21 protein-coding genes are annotated in these 19,692 nt (G+C 58.4%); 11 read left to right on the forward strand and 10 right to left on the reverse strand.

Annotated elements, in window-relative coordinates; genetic code table 11:
* Positions 1-27 precede the first annotated feature (27 nt).
* From AADJ11_RS12690 to AADJ11_RS12700, 3 genes are all read right to left on the reverse strand, one after another.
* Positions 28-528: a winged helix DNA-binding protein gene (locus tag AADJ11_RS12690; protein WP_341234877.1), complete on the reverse strand. Its 501-nt coding sequence runs from the start codon at positions 526-528 to the stop codon at positions 28-30.
* 113 nt (positions 529-641) lie between these two features.
* Positions 642-908 (reverse strand): succinate dehydrogenase assembly factor 2, encoded by a 267-nt coding sequence (locus tag AADJ11_RS12695; protein WP_341234878.1) that lies wholly within the window; start codon positions 906-908, stop codon positions 642-644.
* Positions 901-1,299 carry a helix-turn-helix domain-containing protein gene (locus tag AADJ11_RS12700; protein WP_341234879.1) on the reverse strand — a complete coding sequence of 133 codons (399 nt, stop codon included), beginning with the start codon at positions 1,297-1,299 and terminating at the stop codon, positions 901-903. Before AADJ11_RS12700 ends, AADJ11_RS12695 begins: the two co-directional genes overlap by 8 nt.
* Before the next feature lie 90 nt (positions 1,300-1,389).
* On the opposite strand from AADJ11_RS12700, the gene AADJ11_RS12705 reads away from it, so the two are divergent.
* Both AADJ11_RS12705 and AADJ11_RS12710 read left to right on the forward strand, forming a co-directional pair.
* Positions 1,390-2,592 carry a pyridoxal phosphate-dependent aminotransferase gene (locus AADJ11_RS12705; protein WP_341235023.1) on the forward strand — a complete coding sequence of 401 codons (1,203 nt, stop codon included), beginning with the start codon at positions 1,390-1,392 and terminating at the stop codon, positions 2,590-2,592.
* Positions 2,593-2,683: 91 nt separating this feature from the next.
* The gene (locus AADJ11_RS12710; protein ID WP_341234880.1) at positions 2,684-3,079 is read left to right on the forward strand and encodes a hypothetical protein; all 396 of its coding nucleotides are present in this window, start codon (positions 2,684-2,686) and stop codon (positions 3,077-3,079) included.
* On the opposite strand, the gene AADJ11_RS12715 is transcribed toward AADJ11_RS12710, so the two are convergent.
* Both AADJ11_RS12715 and AADJ11_RS12720 read right to left on the reverse strand, forming a co-directional pair.
* Positions 3,076-4,452, reverse strand: coding sequence for an MATE family efflux transporter (locus AADJ11_RS12715; RefSeq protein WP_341234881.1), 1,377 nt, complete (start codon positions 4,450-4,452; stop codon positions 3,076-3,078). The genes AADJ11_RS12710 and AADJ11_RS12715 overlap by 4 nt on opposite strands.
* Before the next feature lie 41 nt (positions 4,453-4,493).
* A complete protein-coding gene (locus AADJ11_RS12720) occupies positions 4,494-4,868 on the reverse strand; it encodes a DUF4260 domain-containing protein (protein ID WP_341234882.1) in 375 nt (124 codons plus the stop codon).
* A 96-nt stretch (positions 4,869-4,964) separates the two neighbouring features.
* Between AADJ11_RS12720 and AADJ11_RS12725 the strand changes: the two genes are divergently transcribed.
* The 6 genes from AADJ11_RS12725 (at position 4,965) to AADJ11_RS12750 (ending at position 11,906) form a co-directional block, all read left to right on the forward strand.
* On the forward strand, positions 4,965-5,825 hold the full coding sequence (locus AADJ11_RS12725) for a LysR family transcriptional regulator (RefSeq protein ID WP_341234883.1): 861 nt from the start codon (positions 4,965-4,967) through the stop codon (positions 5,823-5,825).
* An 81-nt stretch (positions 5,826-5,906) separates the two neighbouring features.
* Positions 5,907-7,055 (forward strand): alpha/beta fold hydrolase, encoded by a 1,149-nt coding sequence (locus AADJ11_RS12730; RefSeq protein WP_341234884.1) that lies wholly within the window; start codon positions 5,907-5,909, stop codon positions 7,053-7,055.
* Positions 7,052-7,924 (forward strand): alpha/beta hydrolase, encoded by an 873-nt coding sequence (locus AADJ11_RS12735; RefSeq protein ID WP_341234885.1) that lies wholly within the window; start codon positions 7,052-7,054, stop codon positions 7,922-7,924. The genes AADJ11_RS12730 and AADJ11_RS12735 overlap by 4 nt, the downstream gene beginning before the upstream one ends.
* Positions 7,925-8,080: 156 nt before the next feature.
* Complete coding sequence (locus AADJ11_RS12740) at positions 8,081-10,042, forward strand: DNA topoisomerase IV subunit B (RefSeq protein WP_341234886.1); 1,962 nt, start codon at positions 8,081-8,083, stop codon at positions 10,040-10,042.
* The gene (locus AADJ11_RS12745; RefSeq protein ID WP_341234887.1) at positions 10,035-10,880 is read left to right on the forward strand and encodes a hypothetical protein; all 846 of its coding nucleotides are present in this window, start codon (positions 10,035-10,037) and stop codon (positions 10,878-10,880) included. Before AADJ11_RS12740 ends, AADJ11_RS12745 begins: the two co-directional genes overlap by 8 nt.
* A gap of 345 nt (positions 10,881-11,225) precedes the next feature.
* Complete coding sequence (locus AADJ11_RS12750) at positions 11,226-11,906, forward strand: hypothetical protein (protein ID WP_341234888.1); 681 nt, start codon at positions 11,226-11,228, stop codon at positions 11,904-11,906.
* Here the strand turns inward: AADJ11_RS12750 and AADJ11_RS12755 are convergent.
* Positions 11,903-12,307, reverse strand: coding sequence for a cytochrome c (locus AADJ11_RS12755; protein WP_245764144.1), 405 nt, complete (start codon positions 12,305-12,307; stop codon positions 11,903-11,905). The genes AADJ11_RS12750 and AADJ11_RS12755 overlap by 4 nt on opposite strands.
* A gap of 95 nt (positions 12,308-12,402) precedes the next feature.
* Here AADJ11_RS12755 and AADJ11_RS12760 point away from each other — a divergent pair, with 95 nt between their 5' ends.
* Positions 12,403-12,837, forward strand: a complete 435-nt coding sequence (locus tag AADJ11_RS12760; RefSeq protein ID WP_341234889.1) for a DMT family transporter — start codon at positions 12,403-12,405, stop codon at positions 12,835-12,837.
* Between the two features lies 1 nt (position 12,838).
* On the opposite strand, the gene AADJ11_RS12765 is transcribed toward AADJ11_RS12760, so the two are convergent.
* The 4 genes from AADJ11_RS12765 to pepT all read right to left on the reverse strand — a co-directional run bounded on the left by AADJ11_RS12765 (position 12,839) and on the right by pepT (position 17,668).
* Positions 12,839-13,522, reverse strand: coding sequence for an ABC transporter ATP-binding protein (locus AADJ11_RS12765; protein ID WP_341234890.1), 684 nt, complete (start codon positions 13,520-13,522; stop codon positions 12,839-12,841).
* Positions 13,515-14,762, reverse strand: coding sequence for a lipoprotein-releasing ABC transporter permease subunit (locus tag AADJ11_RS12770; protein ID WP_341235024.1), 1,248 nt, complete (start codon positions 14,760-14,762; stop codon positions 13,515-13,517). The genes AADJ11_RS12765 and AADJ11_RS12770 overlap by 8 nt, the downstream gene beginning before the upstream one ends.
* 168 nt (positions 14,763-14,930) lie before the next feature.
* Positions 14,931-16,271, reverse strand: a complete 1,341-nt coding sequence (gene proS, locus AADJ11_RS12775) for a proline--tRNA ligase (protein WP_341234891.1) — start codon at positions 16,269-16,271, stop codon at positions 14,931-14,933.
* Between the two features lie 155 nt (positions 16,272-16,426).
* On the reverse strand, positions 16,427-17,668 hold the full coding sequence (gene pepT / locus AADJ11_RS12780) for a peptidase T (RefSeq protein ID WP_341234892.1): 1,242 nt from the start codon (positions 17,666-17,668) through the stop codon (positions 16,427-16,429).
* A gap of 232 nt (positions 17,669-17,900) precedes the next feature.
* Here pepT and AADJ11_RS12785 point away from each other — a divergent pair, with 232 nt between their 5' ends.
* The gene (locus AADJ11_RS12785) at positions 17,901-18,980 is read left to right on the forward strand and encodes an AI-2E family transporter (RefSeq protein WP_341234893.1); all 1,080 of its coding nucleotides are present in this window, start codon (positions 17,901-17,903) and stop codon (positions 18,978-18,980) included.
* A gap of 1 nt (position 18,981) precedes the next feature.
* Positions 18,982-19,653, forward strand: coding sequence for a chromosomal replication initiator DnaA (locus tag AADJ11_RS12790; protein ID WP_341234894.1), 672 nt, complete (start codon positions 18,982-18,984; stop codon positions 19,651-19,653).
* Positions 19,654-19,692 lie beyond the last annotated feature (39 nt).

Here is a 19,692-nt window from a genome sequence, read left to right on the forward strand (position 1 = left end):
TGACCGCCATACCATCACGATAATTGATCAGTAGATATATCTGATCTGGTCGGACCAATACCGTTCAACCCGTTTCAACGAATGGGTGATGTCTTCGATGCCTTCGGGGCCCAACACACCTTTGCTTTCCAAACCGATGGCGTGGCGGGCAAAAAGCTCGGACACGATGGTGCTGATATTGCGGCCTTTTTCAGTAAGACGCACGCGCACCGACCGGCGGTCAATCTCGCAACGCTGGTGGTGCATATAGCCCATATCGACCAGCTTTTTCAGGTTATAGCTGACGTTGCTGCCCTGATAATATCCGCGCGTTTTCAATTCACCGGCGGTCACCTCGTTGTCGCCGATGTTGAACAGCAACAACGCCTGCACGGCGTTGATTTCCAGCGCGCCCACCCTTTCAAATTCGTCTTTGATCACATCCAGCAAAAGCCTGTGCAATCGTTCCACAAGGCTGAGCGCCTCGAGATAACCCACCATAAACCCTTTTTGGGATCCCGGCAGGGCGATTTGATCTTGGACACTCATAATCTCTCTCCGACAAAAAATGCTTTGTCGGAAACTCAACAAAAAAGAGAAATATATCGTTAAACCCGTTACATCCTTATTTCGAATGCAAATTAATGGCTTAACCCATCCCCCTAAAGCGGATTGTCGGCGATATGAGTCTTAATATCAGCGATCAGGGCCGCAAATTCTGCGGGAGGCGCTGTTTGCCCCGTAACCCACTGATATAAATCATGGTCATTCTCGGCCAGCATGTCGTCATACAACGCCAATGCGGTATCATCCATGGTTTCAAGCCGGGTCGACGCATAAGACGGCAGGATCAAATCCATCTCTTTTATCCCGCGGCGCATGGACCGCATGTGCAGACGTTTGACCTTGTGTTCGCGCAGTTCAGCCATTTTCCGCGCCCCGCAAGGAGCTGCGCAGACGCTTTTCAAGGCGGCCCAGTTGTTCGGCTCTTTTCAGCATATCCACACGCAGACTGCGCAATTCGTTCAACACATCCATGGCGCTTTCATCGACGCTTGGCCCTTCTTCGGGTGCCTCGAGGCCTTCGCCTTCGCCGTTGATCAACCACATCATCGACACGCCCAAGACCCCTGCCAAGGTGGCCAGACGGTTGGCGCGGGGTTCTGAAAGATCATCCTCCCAGCCGCGCAGGGTCGATTGTTTTACGCCCAGACGTTTGGCCAGTGCGGCCTGTGTCATTTGGGCGTTTTCACGCGCCGCAGCGACGCGATCCCCAAAGGTAGCCACATCCGGGCCATACCAATCTGCGTTCTCGTTCATTGGTTCTCTCCTGTATGGCACCGTTGTTGCTTGATCGGTGCGGGGGTCAGCCGTATGAGTGTCACGCACACATATCAAACTGAGGCCGAAATGGAACTGCTGTCCAAGACACTTGCCCGCGTAAAACCGTCCCCCACTATTGCTGTGACCCAAAAAGCCGCCGAGCTGAAGGCCGCAGGGCGCGATGTCATCGGCCTGGGTGCCGGTGAGCCGGATTTTGACACACCCACCAACATCCAAGAGGCAGGGATCGCCGCGATCAAGGCGGGCAAAACGAAATATACGGCAGTCGATGGTATTCCAGAGCTAAAGCAAGCGATTTGCGAAAAGTTCAAACGCGACAACGGTTTGGATTACGTTCCGGCACAGGTCAGCGTGGGCACAGGCGGCAAGCAGGTGTTGTACAACGCGCTGATGGCAACGTTGAACCCGGGCGAAGAGGTCGTGATTCCCGCGCCCTATTGGGTCAGCTATCCCGATATGGTTTTGCTGGCTGGCGGGGAGCCGGTTATCGCGCCTGCCACCCTTGAGAATGATTTCAAGCTGACGCCCGAGGCGCTTGAGGCCGCAATCACGCCCAAGACCAAGTGGTTCATCTTTAACTCGCCGTCGAACCCGACCGGTGCGGGCTATGGCTGGGACGAGCTGAAGGCATTGACCGAAGTGTTGATGCGCCATCCGCATGTCTGGGTGCTGACCGATGATATGTACGAGCATCTGGCCTATGATGATTTCAAATTCTGCACCCCCGCGCAGGTCGAACCGGCCCTGTATGACCGCACCTTGACCATGAATGGCGTGTCCAAGGCCTATGCCATGACAGGCTGGCGCATTGGCTATGCTGCGGGTCCGGAAAAATTGATCGCGGCAATGCGGAAAATTCAGTCGCAATCGACATCAAACCCCTGTTCGATCAGCCAATGGGCGGCGGTCGAGGCGTTGAACGGCCCGCAGGATTTCATCCCCGAGAACAACAAGATGTTTGTCCGTCGCCGTGATCTGGTGGTGGGTATGCTGAACGAGATTGACGGCATGATCTGCCCCAAGCCTGAGGGCGCGTTTTATGTCTATCCGTCGATCAAGGGGCTGATTGGCAAGACATCAGCGGCTGGCACCAAGATCACCGACGACGAGGTGTTCGCGACGGCGCTGCTGGAAGAAACCGGCGTGGCGGTGGTGTTTGGCGCGGCTTTCGGGCTTAGCCCGAACTTTCGCATCAGCTATGCCACCTCGGATGAGGCGCTGAAGGAAGCGTGCAGCCGGATACAAGGGTTTTGCGCGGGGCTGACATAAGCCCCGCCTGTCTGCCCTGCCCTAAAGGTATTCATTTATTAGCCATTCAGAGGCTATGGCTGCGCCAAGGCCAGACGAAAGGACCACCGAGATGACGAGCGAATTGCCAGAGTATTATTTCCGCGTCCGGGACAACGGGGCGGCGGTGTTTCGGATTGATACCGCGAACCGTCAGCGCCGCATCGAAATGGATCAGATCGCCATCGCAAACATCCGCAACGGCGATATCAAACCGCAGGGTGATCGGGAGCTGTCGGATGAGGATATCGCCCATATCCGGGCGTGGATGAAAGAACGCACCGCGCTGTTGGCGCGGCGCGATATGGATGACATCCACCGCGCGATTGATCACCTGAACCTGACCACGCAATGGGTGCAATCCAAGGCCAGCGATGAACAGCTGGAAGAGGTCACCGACGCGTTATTGCTGGCCATGCATGATCTGCGCAGCACGTTGGTGCGCAAGAAATCATCCCGCTTGCCCTAGGCGGGCAACGGCGCGCTGCCCTTGCGCAGGTCCCGCATCGTCGGGCCCCAGAACCGCAGGTTCAGCAAGATTGCAGCCACGCCCAGACCAACGACCAGCCCCAGCCAGACGCCAATGCCATCCAGCCCCAGGGTAAAGCCCAGCAGATAGGACGCGGGGATGCCCACCACCCAATAGCTGATACCGGCAAGGATCATCGGTATCTTGGTGTCTTGCACGCCGCGTAGCAGCCCAAGGGCCACCGCCTGCGCACCATCCACAAGCTGGAACAGGGCCGCCATGGCCAAAAGCCCGGTGCCGACGGCGAGTATCTGATTTCGCGCCGGTTCTGATTTCTGCATGAACAGATTGATCAGCGGCTCTGGCCACGCGACAAAGGCGACGATTGTCAGGGCGGCAATACAGATCGACATGGCCGTGCCGGTGATCGCGCCCTTAGCCAGATGTTCCGGATCGCGGCGACCATACGCATTACCTGCGCGGATTGTGGCGACGTTGCTGATGCCCAGATGCACCATGAAGGTCATAGATGCCAGTTGCAGGGCGATCCCATGCGCGGCCAACGCCACGGTGCCAAGCCAGCCCATCATCACCGCAGAGGCCGCGAACAACCCGACCTCGCTTAACCCGGTAAAGCCGATGGGCAGGCCCAGACGGAACACCCGCGCCAGCATATCCCAATCGGGCCGCCACAGACGTACGAAAATCTGATGCTCTGGCAGTGCCTTGAGGACATAGATAATCACCGCCAGCAAGGCGACAGAGTTAGACGCAAGCGACGCAATCGCGGCACCGCGAATGCCCAGTTCGGGCGCGCCCCAATTGCCAAAGATAAAGGCGTAATTCGCCAGAACATTGGCGATGGCAGACACAATGGTGATCCAGAACACCACTTGGGTGCGTTCCAGCGCGGCCAGATAGCTTTTGAGAACCATCACCAACAACGCAGGGATAATTCCCCATCCGGCAATCGCCAGATATTGGCCGACCATTTCGGCCAGCGCCGGTTCCTGACCCATCAATGCCATCACCGGCCGCGACCAGATCATCAACGGCAGGGAAAGACAGGCAAAGCCCAGCGACAGCCAAAGCCCCATGCGCGTGGCACGGCGCAGGCTGGTTTCATCGCCTTCGGCTTCGAACGCGGCGACCATGGGCATCACGCCCCAAGCAAAGCCAGAGCCGAAAATCAGCAGAACAAAGAAATAGGTACTGGCAAGGGTGACAGCGGCCAGCGCCTCGACGCTGTACCAGCCCATCATGACCGTGTCGGTCACACCGATGGCCACTTGTCCCAGATGGCCGCCAACCAGCGGCAGCCCCATCACCGTAATCGCACGGGCGTGGCCGATATATGTCATTTTTGAAGTCATCCCGATGACATAGGCCAGCAACCGCACAAGGGAAAGAGATTCTAAACCCGACCCAGATGTGTGGTTTTGAACCCCTCAGGATATTTCAGCCCATACCCCAAAGCCCGGTCCGCACCGATGTGAACGCCCCAAATCAGACCTATCGCCACGGTCGTTTCGCTATCGACCCACTGCGCCACGGCCAACAGGATCAGCGGCGCGATATAACTATGGCCAAGATTGTACAAAATCGCCCCCACCCGTGGCCCCCGCACATAACCAATCATCGCCAGATCCGGGAGGAGGATCAGCGCTGCAAAAAGCAGCCAACTGAACCCGTGCTGCGCGTAAAGAACGATGCCGGCTATGGCAATCAGCGCCCCTTCGCCTTGCAGAATATACCGATTGGCAAAATGTGGTTTGGGATCGCCTTGCATGTCACATATCCTTTGTTGAGCTGTCCGCCAAAGCAGTCCCATATACCTCAGCTGAAATAAATTGTTCAAAAGCGTACGGTCAGATATCATAATTTGATGAGCAACCCGTTCCCCTCTCTTGACGTTATCCCTAGTTTTCATGCGGTAATGACCCAAGGCAGCCTGTCTGCGGCAGCACGCCAATTGGGTTTGGCGCATCCCACCGTGCGCCGCCATATCGAAGGATTGGAACAAGAGTTGGGGACGCAGCTGTTCACACGCTCGGCCAATGGGCTGACCCCGACACAAATGGCGTATAGCCTGATGCCAGCTGCGGCGTCGGTGCTGGAAGAAGCCGCATCCTTGCGCCGCATTGCCTCGGGCAACAAAGACGCGGTTGCGGGGACCGTGCGGATCACCTGTAGCCGGGTGTTGGCGGGGTTTGTGCTGCCCGATGTTCTGGGCCAGATCACCCGCGATGCACCTGATTTACGGTTCGAAATCATGGGCACGGACACCACCGAAAATCTGCTGCGGCGGGCGGCAGATATCGGGGTGCGTTTTGTGCAGCCCACGCAGAAGGCGCTGATTGCAAAGCGCCTGCCTGACGTGGAATTGGGGCTGTTTGCCGCGCCATCCTTGCCCCTGTCCGGCCGCGAGGTCGAGGATCTGCCGTTTATTGCCGATGACCGCGAAAACCGGATACTGCCCGCCATGGCAAACGCCGGTATGCCTGTGCCGCGGAACGTCATTTTACGCAGCGATGATCCTTTGGTGCAGATCGCGCATCTGCGCGCAGGACTTGGCGTTGGCATATGTCAGGTCAAACTGGCGGCGCGCCTCGGTCTGGTGCGCGTGTCCCCGAAAACCCGGCACATGATGCCCTGTTGGCTGATTGTCCACGAGGATCAGGCGCGACTGCGCCGTATTGCCTATGTGTTCGACGCGCTGAAGACACATCTGCCCCATCTGATTTAACCCGCATCCCTGCTTGCCCTTCGCGACATCGCTTGCCACAGTATTCCCGCCGTAGTAGTGGGTTTACCTAAAGGGAGCGCCGTGCATAACCGTATTGATATCGTGCGCCCAGATGCGCCCAGTTTAGCGGCGCGCGGGCACCATCCGGTCGGGGTCACCACCCACGAGATTACGATCTATGAAGGCCGGACATTAACGACGGAAATCTGGTATCCCGCCCATGCGGATACGGTGCCCGGCACCGAATACCCCACATTGACCCGCGACGGCGTCACCCCGACGGTTTTGCGCGGCTCTGCCAGCCGCAATGCGCTCCCCGCGCAAGAGGGGTTCGCGCCGCTGGTCGTCATCTCGCACGGGTATCCCGGCAACCGGTATCTGCTGGCGCATCTGGCCGAGAGCCTTGCCGCCAAGGGATATGTTGTAGCCGCCCCCGATCATGCGGGCAGCACCTATGAGGATCAGCAGCCCTTTGAGGTCACATTGGTGCACCGCCCGCTGGATCAGCGCGGCGTGATTGATGGCATGGCGCAGCTGGGCGGTGATCTGGGCGCGTTGGTCAATTGTGAAAAGGTCGGGCTGATCGGCTATTCCATGGGCGGCTATGGCGCGTTGATCATGGGCGGTGCCGGGCTGGCACCAACAGCGCTGAACCACACGCGGGCGGGCACGGATGATATGTTGTCGCGGCATCTGTTGGGGTCTGGCACCCATGCGGCCCTGCGCGATCCACGGCTGAAGGCGATCATTCCCATCGGTCCGTGGGGCAACGGGCAGAACATGTGGGATGCGGAATGTCTGGCGCAGCTGGACACCCCCATGTTTATGATGGCCGGAACGTCTGACGAGGTGTCAAACTATCGCGCCATGCGCCGCATCTTTGAGGGGGCAAGCGCGGATCGCTATTTACTGAGCTTTCAAGGCGCGGGCCATAATGCCGCCGCCCCCATTCCGGCCCCTGCCGAAAGCTGGCCCATGTCGGATACGTTGGGCTGGCACCCGTTTGCGCACTATGCCGACCCTGTCTGGGATACGTTGCGTATGAACAACGTTGCCCAACATTTCGCCGCCGCCTTTCTGGGTCTCCATTTACGCGGCGAGGATACGCTGCATTATCTGGATGGCACCACATGGCGCGGCTTTGATCCCGGCACCTCGGTCGGGCTTGTGCTGGAATATATGCCCGCCGTGCAACGGGACATCACCTCGGGGGGAGGGAACAGCAGATGACAGCCGATTGGACTGAAACAGTCACATTGAACGGGCACCCGTTTTTTGTACGCCACTGGGGCGACAAGGACGCGCCCAAGCTTTTGATGCTGCACGGGTTTCCCGAATATTCAGGGGCTTGGAATGATCTGGCCCCATTGCTGGCCACGCGGTTTCACTGCATCGCGCCCGACCAACGCGGCTATGGCCAAAGCTGGCGACCGGCAGAGGTTGAACACTATAAAACCGCGCAATTGGTATCGGATATGGCGGCGCTGATCGGCGATGAGCCGGTGATCTTGCTGGGCCATGACTGGGGTGCATCGGTGGCCTATGCGCTGACCATCGGGCGGCCCGAGCTGGTGTCGAAACTGATCATCATGAACGGTGTCCACCCGGCCCCGTTCCAGCGCGAACTGGCCAAAGGCGGGCCGCAAACCGACGCGTCACAATACATCCATTTCCTGCGCCGCGAGGGCTCAGAAGACATTCTGGCCGCCGATGATTTTGCCAAGCTGATGGGTTTGTTTTCCGCGTATATGAATATGGATTGGCTGCAAGGCGAGACCTTGGCGGGTTACAAAGCGGCATGGCGGGATGCGGCGGGGCTGCGCGGGATGGTGAACTGGTACCGCGCGTCGCCGCTGAAAATTGGCCAGACCGGAGAGGCTATCGACGATGCGCTGACCTTTGATCCGGCGCGGTTGCAAGTGCGCTGCCCACATCTGTTGGTCTGGGGCGAGGACGACACAGCGCTGATGCCCGCATCGACCCAAGGGCTTGAGGACTATGCCCCCGACCTGACCCGCGTGCGCATCCAAGGTGCCGATCACTGGCTACATCATCAAAAGCCGCGCGCGGTTGCCGATGCCATTTTGAACTGGCTCTAGCAGAACGCAGCAGTGCCGCATGGCGGGTGACCCCCACAAAACCTGCGCCAAAGGGCGGGAAAACGCGCTGGCGCGACGTCATCCACCCTTCCCCCGCCTTGCGGGCTCTGGCATAGTAGGACCCTAACAAAAGCAATAGACAGGCAGGCCCCCCTTATGTCCGATCTTCTTTCTGGTGCGCAGCCCACGGCCAAGGAATATGACGCTTCATCGATTGAGGTGCTTGAGGATATGGAGCACGTCCGCCTGCGCCCCGGTATGTATATCGGGGGCAAGGACGACCGCGCATTGCACCACATGGTCGCCGAAATCATCGATAACTCGATGGATGAAGCGGTTGCAGGCCATGCCACCTGGATCGAGTTGGAATTGCATGAAAACGGCCATGTCACCGTGCGCGACAACGGGCGCGGCATTCCGATTGATCCGCACCCCAAGGACCCCAGCAAATCCGCGCTCGAGATCATTTTCTGCACCCTGAATGCGGGCGGCAAATTCTCGGGCGATTCGTACGAAACATCGGGCGGTTTGCACGGGGTGGGGTCATCGGTTGTGAACGCCCTGTCCGACCACCTGCGGGTCGAAGTGGCGCGTAATCGCGAATTGTTCGCGATGGAATTTTCACGCGGCAAGCCCCAAGGGCCGCTGGCCAAGATCGGTGCCGCCCCCAACCGGCGCGGCACGGCGGTCACCTTTCACCCCGATCCGGAAATCTTTGGCGCGCTGAAACTGAAACCTGCGCGGCTGTTTGCGATGGCGCGGTCCAAGGCGTACCTGTTTTCCGGCGTCGAAATCCGCTGGAAATGTGCGCAGGCCGATGGCGACACCCCGGCCGAGGCGACGTTCCACTTTCCCGGTGGTCTGTCCGATTATCTGAACGAAACCCTAAGCGGATCAACCACCTACGCCGAAGCCCCCTTTGGCGGGACCGTCGATTTCCGCGAGAAATTCAACACCCCCGGCAAGGTCGAATGGGCGATCAACTGGACGCCGTCGCGCGACGGGTTCATCCAGTCCTACTGTAACACCATCCCCACGCCCGAGGGCGGCACCCACGAGGCGGGGTTCTGGTCTGCGATCCTGAAAGGCGTCAAAGCGTACGGCGAATTGGTCGGCAATAAAAAGGCCGGCACCATCACCCGCGACGACCTGATCACGGGCGGCTGCGCGCTGGTGTCGTGCTTTATCCGCGAGCCTGAATTCGTCGGCCAAACCAAAGACCGGCTGGCCACGGTAGATGCGCAGCGCATGGTCGAAAACGCCGTGCGCGACCACTTTGACAACTGGCTGGCGGCGGATACGAAATCCGCCGGCGCGATCCTTGATTTCCTTGTCCTGCGCGCCGAGGAACGCCTGCGTCGTCGTCAGGAAAAGGAAACCGCCCGCAAGACCGCCACGAAAAAGCTGCGCCTGCCCGGCAAGCTGACCGATTGCACCTCCAAAACCCGCGAAGGCACCGAGCTGTTCATCGTGGAGGGGGATTCGGCTGGCGGATCGGGCAAAGGGGCGCGCAACCGTGTGAACCAAGCACTGCTGCCGCTGAAGGGTAAGATCCTGAACGTGCTGGGCGCGGCCTCGGGCAAGCTGAACACCAACGCCGAGATCAACGATCTATGCGAGGCGCTTGGCGTCGGGATGGGCAGCAAATTCGTGCTGGACGATCTGCGCTATGACAAGATCATCATCATGACCGATGCGGATGTCGACGGCGCGCATATCGCGGCACTGCTGATGACGTTCTTCTTTACCCAAATGCGCCCGATGATCGACGCGGGGCATTTGTATCTGGCCTGCCCTCCGCTGTACCGTCTGACCCAAGGGCCCAAACGCGTCTATGTGTCCGACGACGCGGAAAAGGACATGTGGCTGGAAAAAGGTCTGGGTGGCAAAGGCAAGATCGACCTGCAACGGTTCAAAGGCTTGGGCGAGATGGACGCCAAGGATTTGAAAGAAACCACCATGGACCCCGCCACCCGCAAATTGATCCGCGTCACGGTTCAAGAGGACATCCCCGGAGAGACCGGTGATCTGGTGGAACGTCTAATGGGGAAAAAGCCCGAACTGCGCTATCAGTATATTCAGGATAACGCGCAGTTTGTGGAGGAGTTGGATGTTTGAGGGTCTTTCCTCATTCTACATGGAATACGAAAGCTTCCTAAATGGCGTCGTCACGACGGTGACGCTTGGAAGCTTTATATTTGCCCTATACCGCTTCATTAAATCACGGCAAAAGAAAATATTCTATCAATGGGTTAGATCAAGAAAAGTTAAAAAGTTAGCCTTTCCTGCTTACTCCCAATCAATTACCTTCGAAGGGAACGTCGGTAAAACGTTAGTCACCGACATCATCGTTATTTCCAATCGTACCGACGTAACATTGACTGATGATGACTTTGCAAAGCCAATATCTATTCAAAAGAAACCCGGAAAATTAATCTATCAATACACTATTGTTGACACAGGAAATGGAGCTAGTGCATCTATTGAAAATACGGAAACATCTATCGAACTATCTAATTTGCATATTCCTAGATTATCAACGCTGACGTTTTTTATCGCTCATGATGAAGCCATTGCACAGGTCCTGCATGCTACTACAAAATCCCTTCCTGACCTTAAGCAGAAGACGTTCAAAAAGGCGCGTGAGAATACATTCATTTCTTCATCATCCTTTTTAATCATAAACTTTTTCAATATATTTTTACTACTAAAAGTTAGACATTGGCTTATTGAAAATGGAACTGACAATTACTTGATACTCATCATTTTGTTTTTATTTCTTGTAGGCATTATTATTTTATATCACCATGCAACTCAATATTTTGAGAATCAAATTAATTCAATATTGAGGCCAATCTTTGGACTTACGAAAGATGAAGACAAACTCGCGGAAAAATACGTGATGGCATACGTTGAAAGTGAAATATTCGGCATTGATGAAACAAATCCGAAATAGAAAGTCTCCGAACAGGGCGAGACCCCGTCGTTATATTCAATAATTATCCGGTTTGTGGGGTGATGGGGCTTTGGTGGGTTGCACCCACCCTACGTAGGGTGGGTGCAACCCACGCGTTCCCGACCACCGCGTACCCAACCCACGCGTACCCGACCTCCACGCGTAACCGACCCACGCGTACCCGACCTCCACGCGTAACCGACCCACGCGTAACCGACCTCCACGCGCCCCCGACCACCGCGTTCCCGATCTCCACGCACACACCCACCGCGCACCCTGCACACCTCCCCCACCACGGCGAAAATTCCCCTTGATCGCCGCCCCGCTTTCACCCACGGTTTGGGCATGAAACGCGCGCTGATCCTTGTCCTGCTCCTTGCCTCTTGCGGGCGTCCGTTGACGGTGAATGAACGCGCATTTGCGCAGACCATCACGGGCGATACGCTGAATGTCGCGCGGGTGCGGCTGCATGACGGGGCCCCGTCCAAGGCCGTTACCATGACCCGCAAGGCCCGGCCCCGCACCACCTGTCGCGAACGCATTCTGCCCCCCGAAAAAGTGGGCGAGGTGATCACGACCAAGCCCGCAGCGATGGCTGCGTTCAACACGGTGCTGTTCGACAAGGATTGGTATCTGGACGATTATCTGCCCGATTATCCCGACCAGATCAGCCTGATCGAGGCGATGGTGTTCAGTCACGAGCTGACCCATGTGTGGCAATGGCAAAACCGCGCGACGACGGGCTACACCCCGCTGCGCGCCGCGTTTGAACATGGCGGGATGGCCGACCCCTATCTGTTTGATCTCACGGCAAAACCGCAGTTCCATGACTTTGGCTTTGAACAACAAGGGGCCATCGTCGAGGAATTCGTGTGTTGTCGCGCGCTCGCCCCGCAGGCGTCGCGGACCAAGCGGTTACATGCGCTGATATCACAGGTGATGCCCGTCGCCCCCCTGCCCCAAAGCCGCGCCTATGCGGTGCGGATGCCGTGGAACGGGGTCGAACTACGCGGGATTTGCGACTAGCGCTGGATGCTTTCGAGATAGACCAATAGCCCGGCCAGCACGCGCGGTGTCGGGGTCCATGCGCCGTCCAGCTCGACCGGCACCAGATCCAGCGCCATTTCCTTGCCAAAGTCGGGCATGACGCGGGTCAGGTGGTTTTCCTGCGGATCGCCATAGATATAGGCCAGCGTTTTGGTTTGCGGGAACCGGCCATCATTGTTGCGCGACAGCAGGGTCAGATCGGGTGGCGTGGTGGTCAGGTTCCCGGCCAAGGGGCCATCGCCGCGTGCGGATGTGCCATGGCAGGCGGTACAGTTATCGGCAAAAAACGCAGCCCCCTCGGGCCGTTCCGGCATGCCGGTTTCAACGCAGGCCGCAAGGGCGAGCGGGCCGAACATACACGAGATCAGGGGCAGACGCATTTTTGTTTCCTTTTATTGCTGGGACTAAACCTTGCCGTTCACCTGATGCTTTGCCATGATCTGTGTCAATTGGATAGAATAAACTGAGAGCTCCCATGGCCCACTATGCGATCATTATGCTTTTGGCCGGGGTCGGTATCCCAATTCTTGCAGGGTTGAACGCGGCCTTGGGCGCGCGTATCGGATCGCCCGCAGCGGCGGCGACGGTGCTGTTTATCGTGGCTTTCGCGGCCAGCCTGATCGTGGCGCTGGTGCATAACCCGCAAGGGTTTTCCAAGATGCCCGCAGCACCCCGGCATTTGTTTCTGGCCGGGCTGCTGGTCGCGTTTTACGTGATGTCGATCACGTTTATCGCGCCACATTTTGGTGTCGGCAATGCGGTGTTCTTTGTGCTTCTCGGCCAGTTGATCAGCGCCGCCGCGATTGATCATTTCGGGCTGTTCGGGGCGCAAGTGTCGCCCTTGGGGGCTGCGCGCATGGGGGGTATTGCGCTGATGTGTGCCGGTGTCTGGCTGACCCAGCAGGCATAGCTTACAGCGGTACCAACTGCCCTGCATCCAGCCGTATCTGGCGGTCCATCCGCGCGGCCAGATCAAGGTTATGGGTCGCGATCACCGCAGACAGCCCCGTGCCGCGCACCAGTTCCATCAGGGTTGCAAAGACCTGATCCGATGTGGCGGGGTCCAGATTGCCCGTGGGCTCATCCGCCAACAACAGACGTGGTTCATTGGCCAGCGCACGGCAAAACGCGACGCGCTGTTGTTCGCCGCCCGACAATTCCGCGGGGCGATGGCTGGCGCGATGTGCGATGCCCACCTGATCCAGCAAGTGCAGCGCGCGGGTTTGGGCGGCACCCTTGCTGACGCCATTGGCCAGTTGCGGCAACACGATGTTTTCGACGGCAGAAAACTCGGGCAGCAGATGGTGGAACTGATAGATGAACCCCACATCGCGCCGCCGCACGCCGGTGCGTTTGCGATCGGACTGGCCGGTCATGTCGGTGCCCGCGATTTCGACCGTGCCACTGTCCGGCGTGTCCAGCAGCCCCGCGATGTGCAGCAGTGTCGATTTACCCGCACCGGATGGCGCGACCAAGGCCACAACCTCCCCAGGGGCGACGGACAGGTCGATACCGCGCAACACCGATACCTCGGATGGAAGGCCCGCGTTATAAGCCTTGGAAATGCCTGACAGGCGCAACACGGGATCATTCATAGCGCAACGCCTCGACCGGGTTCATCCGCGCGGCACGGCGTGCGGGAAAGATTGTCACGATGAACGACAGGCCCAGCGACAGCGCCACGGCAGACATCACATCGCCAAATTGCAGCTTGGCCGGCAGGAAATAGATGCCGCGCACCGATGCATCCCATGCGGTGCCGCCCGACAGCCAGTTTACCACGCCAAAAATCTGATCGACGTACAATGCGAACAAACAGCCAAGGATCACGCCCATCGCGGTGCCGATGATGCCGGTAAACGCGCCGCAGATGAAAAACACCCGCAGGATCGACCCCTCGCTTAGGCCCATGGTGCGCAAAATACCAATGTCGCGGCCCTTGTTCTTCACCAGCATGATCAGGCCTGATACGATGTTCATCGCGGCAATCAGCACAAGGATGCTCAGGATCACAAACATCACGCGGTCTTCGATATCCAGCGCATCCAGAAACGACCCAGACGCGTCGCGCCATGTCCAGACCATGGCCCGTTCGCCAGCGGCGGCCATCAAGGGCTGGCTGAGGGCATCGACGTTATCGGGGTCCTCGACCATTACTTCCAGCTCGTCCGCCACCCCTTCGCGGTTAAAGAACGACTGCGCCTCGGTCAGGGGCAGATAGGCGCGGGTGCGGTCGATGTCATAGCGCCCGGCGCTAAAGATATAGACGACGTCATAGGCGTTGATCCGCGGGCTCGTGCCAAGGGCGGTTTTCACCCCGTTGGGCGAGATAATTTTGATCCGGTCGCCAAGCCCGACCCGCAGCGCTTGCGCCACGCCGGACCCGATCGCGATGCCCTGATCGAAATTTGCCAGATCGCCCTGCGCGGTTTCAGGGTTGGCAATACGCGGGCGGTTGGCCAGATTAGCGCCATCAATGCCATAGACCTCGATCCCGGTGTTGGCCTGCCCCTTGTTGGCCATCACCTGCCCGCGCACCAAGGGGGCCACATGGGTCACGCCGGGCACCTGTGCCACCCGCGCCGCCATATCGGTGTAATCGGCAATGCCGGTCTGGCTGACACCGTTTTCATCAACCGTGGCCAAATTATAAACGGTCACATGGGCATTCGCGCCCAGAATGGTGCCCACGAACTCTGCCCGAAATCCGGACCGTACCGAAAGCGTGGCAATCAGCGCGAACACCGCCAAGGTAATGCCGATCAGGCTGATCCATGTCATGACGCTCACGCCGCCTTCGGCCCGGCGGGCGCGCAGGTACCGCCATGCGATCATCCATTCAAACGGGGCAAAGGGCGCGGTGGTCTGGGCAGGTTTCGCCATCAAAGGGCTCCGGTCAGATAGGTCGCAGGCAACCTGCTGGTTTGCGCACGACGGGTCAAGCGGTGAAGGGGCAGCGGCATTTTCGCGCCACCGCCCCATTCAGTTAGCCGGAACGTTGCCTTAGGCAATCGCGCGATAGATCGCTGCGATCTTTTCGACGGCCGCTTCCGGCGTCATTTCTTCGCTTTCGCCGGTCTTGCGCGAGGTCAATTCGACCACGCCGTTTTTCAACCCGCGTGGACCGACCGTGATCCGCCATGGCAAACCGATCAAATCCATCGTCGCGAATTTGCCGCCCGCACGCTCGTTACGGTCATCATACAGTGGCTCAAGCCCCAAGGCAGTGATGCTATCATAGAGCGCCTGACAGGCCGCATCCGCCTCTTCATCACCCTGCTTGAGGTTCACAATTCCCACATGGAACGGCGTCACGCCTTCGGGCCAGATGATGCCCTTGTCGTCATGGCTGGCCTCGATGATCGCGCCCAACAGACGGCTGACGCCAATGCCGTGGCTGCCCATATGCACGGGCGTCGGTTTCCCATCGGGGCCTTGCACCGTCGCGCCCAACGGCTCCGAATACTTGGTGCCGAAATAGAAGATCTGGCCCACTTCGATGCCGCGTGCGGTGCGCTGGCGGTCGGCGGGGACTTGCGCAAACAAATCGGCATCATGCGTCTCGTCCGTGCGCGCATAGCGCGAGGTGAACTCTTCCATCACCGCTTGGCACTGATCCACCGAATCAAAATCAATCTCGCGGTCGCCGAATTTCAGATCGGTGATCTCGCTGTCATAGAACACTTCCGACTCGCCGGTGTCGGCCAACACGAGGAATTCATGGGTATCGTCACCGCCAATGGGGCCTGAATCGGCACGCATCGGAATGGCTTGCAGGCCCATCCGCTCGTAGCTGCGCAGATAGCTGACCAGATGCCGGTTATAGGCGTGCAGCGCGTCTTCCTTGGTCAGATCAAAGTTATAGCCGTCTTTCATCAAAAACTCGCGGCCACGCATCACGCCGAAACGCGGGCGGATCTCATCTCGGAACTTCCACTGGATGTGGTACAGCGTCAGCGGCAAATCTTTGTAAGACCCGACATGGCTGCGGAAGATATCCGTGATCATCTCTTCGTTGGTGGGGCCATACAGCATATCGCGGTCCTGACGGTCCTTGATGCGCAGCATCTCGGGGCCGTAGGCGTCATAGCGCCCGGATTCTTTCCACAAATCGGCTGGCTGCAAGGTCGGCATCAACATCGGAATATGCCCAGCGCGCTGCTGCTCTTCATGCACGATATTTTCAATCTTGCGCAGCACCTTAAAGCCCAACGGCAACCACGAATAAATCCCGGCAGCGGATTGCTTGATCATGCCCGCCCGCAACATCAGCCGGTGGCTGACAATTTGCGCCTCGGACGGGTTTTCCTTGAGCACGGGCAGAAAATAACGGGACAGACGCATGATGATCCTCTCAAACTGGCTTCGGCCCTGATTATGCCAAAGCAATCAGGGAAACAATCACCAACACTGCCCCTGTTCTCTGGCTCTTAAATATCCCGGGGTTTGGGGCAGAGCCCCAATCGCACATCTAATCCAAGCGCTCCCCCAAAAAACGATCAGCCCGGCACCGCCCGCTTGGCCAGTTCCAGCGCCACCCGCAATGCTTTGGCCATATCCTGAACCGATATCCACTCAAGCGGTCCATGAATTTCCTGCATGCCGGTAAAAATGTTGGGGCATGGCAGGCCCATTTCAGTCAAGCGCGACCCGTCAGTGCCGCCCCGGATAGGGATCGATACCGGCTCCATCCCTGCCGCGCGCACCGCGTCATGGGCCAAGGTGACCGGCGTCATGTCGTTTTCCAGCCAGTAGCGCATGTTGCGGTATTGCGGTGTGATCTCGCAGGTGATCTGGGCGCGCGGCTCCGTCGCCTGCACCGTTTCACATACCTGTTGCAGCAATGCGCCCTTCTGGGCCAGCCCATCCCGCTCGAAGTCCCGCAGGATAAATTTAATCTCCGCCTCCGATGACCCGCCCTTGATGGTCGAGGCGTGGATAAACCCCTCTACCCCGTCGGTCGTTTCTGGCGTCATCGTGACATGCGGCAGGGTCATCAAAATCTTCGCCGCCAGATGCAGCGCGTTCACCATCTTGTCCTTGGCCCAACCCGGATGCGCCGAAACACCCGTCACGGTCACCACAGCAGCGTCCGCTGAAAACGTCTCATGCTCGACCTCACCCGGTTTTGATCCGTCAAAGGTATAGGCAAAGTCGCAGGCCATATCGGCAGGCAAGCGTGCATCCACGCCACGACCGATTTCCTCGTCGGGGGTAAAGGCCAGCCTGATCTTGCCATGGGCCACTTCGGGGTTTTCCAGTAGATGCCGCGCGGCGGTCATGATGATTGCAACGCCTGCCTTGTCGTCGCCGCCCAGTAATGTCGTCCCACTGGCGGTGATGATATCATCGCCCTGTTTCTCAGCAAGAAAGGGTGAGTTTTCTGGTGACAGCTTTAACTCTGGCGCGTCGGCAAAGGTGATATCGCCGCCGTTATACCCACGGTGCACGACCGGTTTGACCCCCGTTGCATTGAATTGCGGTGCCGTATCCACATGGGCGCACCATCCCATCACTGGCGCACCATCGACCGTGGCGGGCACCGTGGCCAGAACCACGCCATAATCGGTCAGCTCGACATCTGCGGCCCCCATCGCCTCCAGCTCCTTGACCAGCAAACGCGACATATCCAGCTGTCTTTGCGTGCTGGGGCTGGTCGGGCTGGTCTCGTCGCTTTGGCTGTCAATCGCGGCATAGCGCACCAAACGCTGTTCAAGTTCACGGTCAAAATCACTGCGCATATCAGGTCTCCTTGTTAGCCACAGTGGCAATGGCAGCCCCGCTATTGTCAAGCCGCCGCGCCACACTGCGCGATAGATCCCACCTCATAATTTCCAAATGGTCTTAAATCCCCGCCGGAGGCTCAACATCCGCCAAACGCGCCTATGTTTTGTGGGTCCCGCACCGCTCAGCCCTTGAAAATCCGGTACCAGTGCGCAATGTCAACACGGGAACGCGTATCGGAGGTTGCCCATGGCCCTGCCTATCAGAGATCAATTGAAATACTGGGGGATTGCAGGCGCAGTCGCTCTTGTGATCCTTTGGTTCACCGGGGATATTCTGCTGCCCTTCCTGATCGGGGCCGCGATTGCGTATTTTCTGGACCCTGTTGCCGACCGCTTAGAGACTTTGGGCCTTAGCCGGGCTATGGCCACCGCAGTGATCACCTTGCTTGCGCTGTTAATCTTTGTCCTGATGGCGCTGTTGGTGGTGCCGACCTTGGTCAACCAAGCGATCAACCTGATCGAAATCGCGCCAGAACTGACCCGCAATTTCATTGATTTCCTGACAGATCGCTTTCCGACCCTGCTGGTCGAGGGTTCAACCCTGCGTACATCGATCACCGGTATTGGTGCCACAATACAGGAACGCGGCGGCGAGCTGCTGAATACGGCTTTGGCCTCTGCCGCTTCCTTGTTGAACATTTTGCTGTTGTTCGTGATCGTCCCTGTAGTAGCGGTCTATCTGCTGCTCGATTGGGACCGCATGGTCGCGCAGATCGACAGCTTGCTGCCCCGCGACCACGCGCCGGTTATCCGCCGTCTGGCCCGCGACATTGACAAGACCCTTGCCAGTTTCATTCGCGGCATGGGCACCGTCTGCCTGATCTTGGGCGCATATTACGCCATCGCGCTGATGCTGGTCGGGTTGCAATTCGGCCTTGTCGTCGGGTTCATCGCCGGGCTTGTCACATTCATCCCCTATCTTGGCGCCGTGTTGGGCGGCGTTTTGGCCATCGGTTTGGCCCTGTTCCAGTTCTGGGGTGATTGGGTGTCCATCGGTTTGGTCGCGGCGATCTTCATCCTCGGTCAGATGCTCGAAGGAAACTTCCTCACGCCAAAACTGGTGGGCAACTCGGTTGGCCTGCACCCTGTGTGGCTGATCCTTGCCCTATCCGTATTTGGATCGCTCTTTGGCTTTGTCGGCATGTTGGCGGCGGTACCTATTGCTGCGGCCCTTGGGGTCGTGGCGCGCTTTGCCACCGAGCAGTACCGCGAAAGCGTACTGTATAAGGGCGTTGATCAAACCACCTTGGACGAACGGGCCGACTGATATGGCAAAACAGCTTGGCCTTGCGCTTCCCAGTCGCACAGCACTGGGGCGCGACGATTTCTTTGTTGCCCCGTCGAACGCGATTGCGGCGGCGATGATTGACGGCTGGCAAGGCTGGGCTGGCAACAAGCTGGCGCTGACCGGCCCCGCCGGATCGGGCAAAACCCACCTGACCCATGTGTGGGCCGCCATGTCCGGCGCGCGGATCATCAGCGCCATTGATCTGCCCGATGCCGATATCCCCCAATTGGCGCAAGACTGCGTCGCTGTCGAAGATGTGCCTGCCATCGCGGGTAATGCAGATGCGGAAACGGCCCTGTTCCACCTTCACAATCTGGTTCTGGCCGAGGGGCACAGCCTGCTGATGACAGGCACGCCCCCCGTTGCCGGTTGGAACCTTAACTTGCCGGATCTGACCAGTCGTATGGGGGCTGCAGGCTCCGCCGCACTTGAGGCCCCCGATGACATGCTGCTGACGGCGGTACTGGCCAAGCTTCTGGCGGATCGGCAACTGACGCCCAAGCCAGATTTGATCCCCTATCTGCTGCTGCGTATGGACCGGTCCTTTGCCGCGGCGGGTGATCTGGTTGCTGCCCTTGATGCGGCCAGCCTTGCGCAGAAAAAGCCGGTGACCCGTGCGCTTGCTGCACAAGTACTGGACAATCGCGCCTGACCCGCGCGATACTCTCACCACTTCCCTTGTCATAATTCT

Source organism: uncultured Sulfitobacter sp. (genome assembly GCF_964021855.1).
GTDB lineage: Bacteria > Pseudomonadota > Alphaproteobacteria > Rhodobacterales > Rhodobacteraceae > Sulfitobacter.

Coding starts and splice junctions, on each gene's coding strand:
- AADJ11_RS12690 (WP_341234877.1), bottom strand. CDS start 528: ATGAGTGTCCAAGATCAAATCGCCCTGCCGGGATCCCAAAAAGGGTTT.
- AADJ11_RS12695 (WP_341234878.1), bottom strand. CDS start 908: ATGGCTGAACTGCGCGAACACAAGGTCAAACGTCTGCACATGCGGTCC.
- AADJ11_RS12700 (WP_341234879.1), bottom strand. CDS start 1,299: ATGAACGAGAACGCAGATTGGTATGGCCCGGATGTGGCTACCTTTGGG.
- AADJ11_RS12705 (WP_341235023.1), top strand. CDS start 1,390: ATGGAACTGCTGTCCAAGACACTTGCCCGCGTAAAACCGTCCCCCACT.
- AADJ11_RS12710 (WP_341234880.1), top strand. CDS start 2,684: ATGACGAGCGAATTGCCAGAGTATTATTTCCGCGTCCGGGACAACGGG.
- AADJ11_RS12715 (WP_341234881.1), bottom strand. CDS start 4,452: ATGACTTCAAAAATGACATATATCGGCCACGCCCGTGCGATTACGGTG.
- AADJ11_RS12720 (WP_341234882.1), bottom strand. CDS start 4,868: ATGCAAGGCGATCCCAAACCACATTTTGCCAATCGGTATATTCTGCAA.
- AADJ11_RS12725 (WP_341234883.1), top strand. CDS start 4,965: ATGAGCAACCCGTTCCCCTCTCTTGACGTTATCCCTAGTTTTCATGCG.
- AADJ11_RS12735 (WP_341234885.1), top strand. CDS start 7,052: ATGACAGCCGATTGGACTGAAACAGTCACATTGAACGGGCACCCGTTT.
- AADJ11_RS12740 (WP_341234886.1), top strand. CDS start 8,081: ATGTCCGATCTTCTTTCTGGTGCGCAGCCCACGGCCAAGGAATATGAC.
- AADJ11_RS12745 (WP_341234887.1), top strand. CDS start 10,035: ATGTTTGAGGGTCTTTCCTCATTCTACATGGAATACGAAAGCTTCCTA.
- AADJ11_RS12750 (WP_341234888.1), top strand. CDS start 11,226: ATGAAACGCGCGCTGATCCTTGTCCTGCTCCTTGCCTCTTGCGGGCGT.
- AADJ11_RS12755 (WP_245764144.1), bottom strand. CDS start 12,307: ATGCGTCTGCCCCTGATCTCGTGTATGTTCGGCCCGCTCGCCCTTGCG.
- AADJ11_RS12760 (WP_341234889.1), top strand. CDS start 12,403: ATGGCCCACTATGCGATCATTATGCTTTTGGCCGGGGTCGGTATCCCA.
- AADJ11_RS12765 (WP_341234890.1), bottom strand. CDS start 13,522: ATGAATGATCCCGTGTTGCGCCTGTCAGGCATTTCCAAGGCTTATAAC.
- AADJ11_RS12770 (WP_341235024.1), bottom strand. CDS start 14,762: ATGATCGCATGGCGGTACCTGCGCGCCCGCCGGGCCGAAGGCGGCGTG.
- proS (WP_341234891.1), bottom strand. CDS start 16,271: ATGCGTCTGTCCCGTTATTTTCTGCCCGTGCTCAAGGAAAACCCGTCC.
- pepT (WP_341234892.1), bottom strand. CDS start 17,668: ATGCGCAGTGATTTTGACCGTGAACTTGAACAGCGTTTGGTGCGCTAT.
- AADJ11_RS12785 (WP_341234893.1), top strand. CDS start 17,901: ATGGCCCTGCCTATCAGAGATCAATTGAAATACTGGGGGATTGCAGGC.
- AADJ11_RS12790 (WP_341234894.1), top strand. CDS start 18,982: ATGGCAAAACAGCTTGGCCTTGCGCTTCCCAGTCGCACAGCACTGGGG.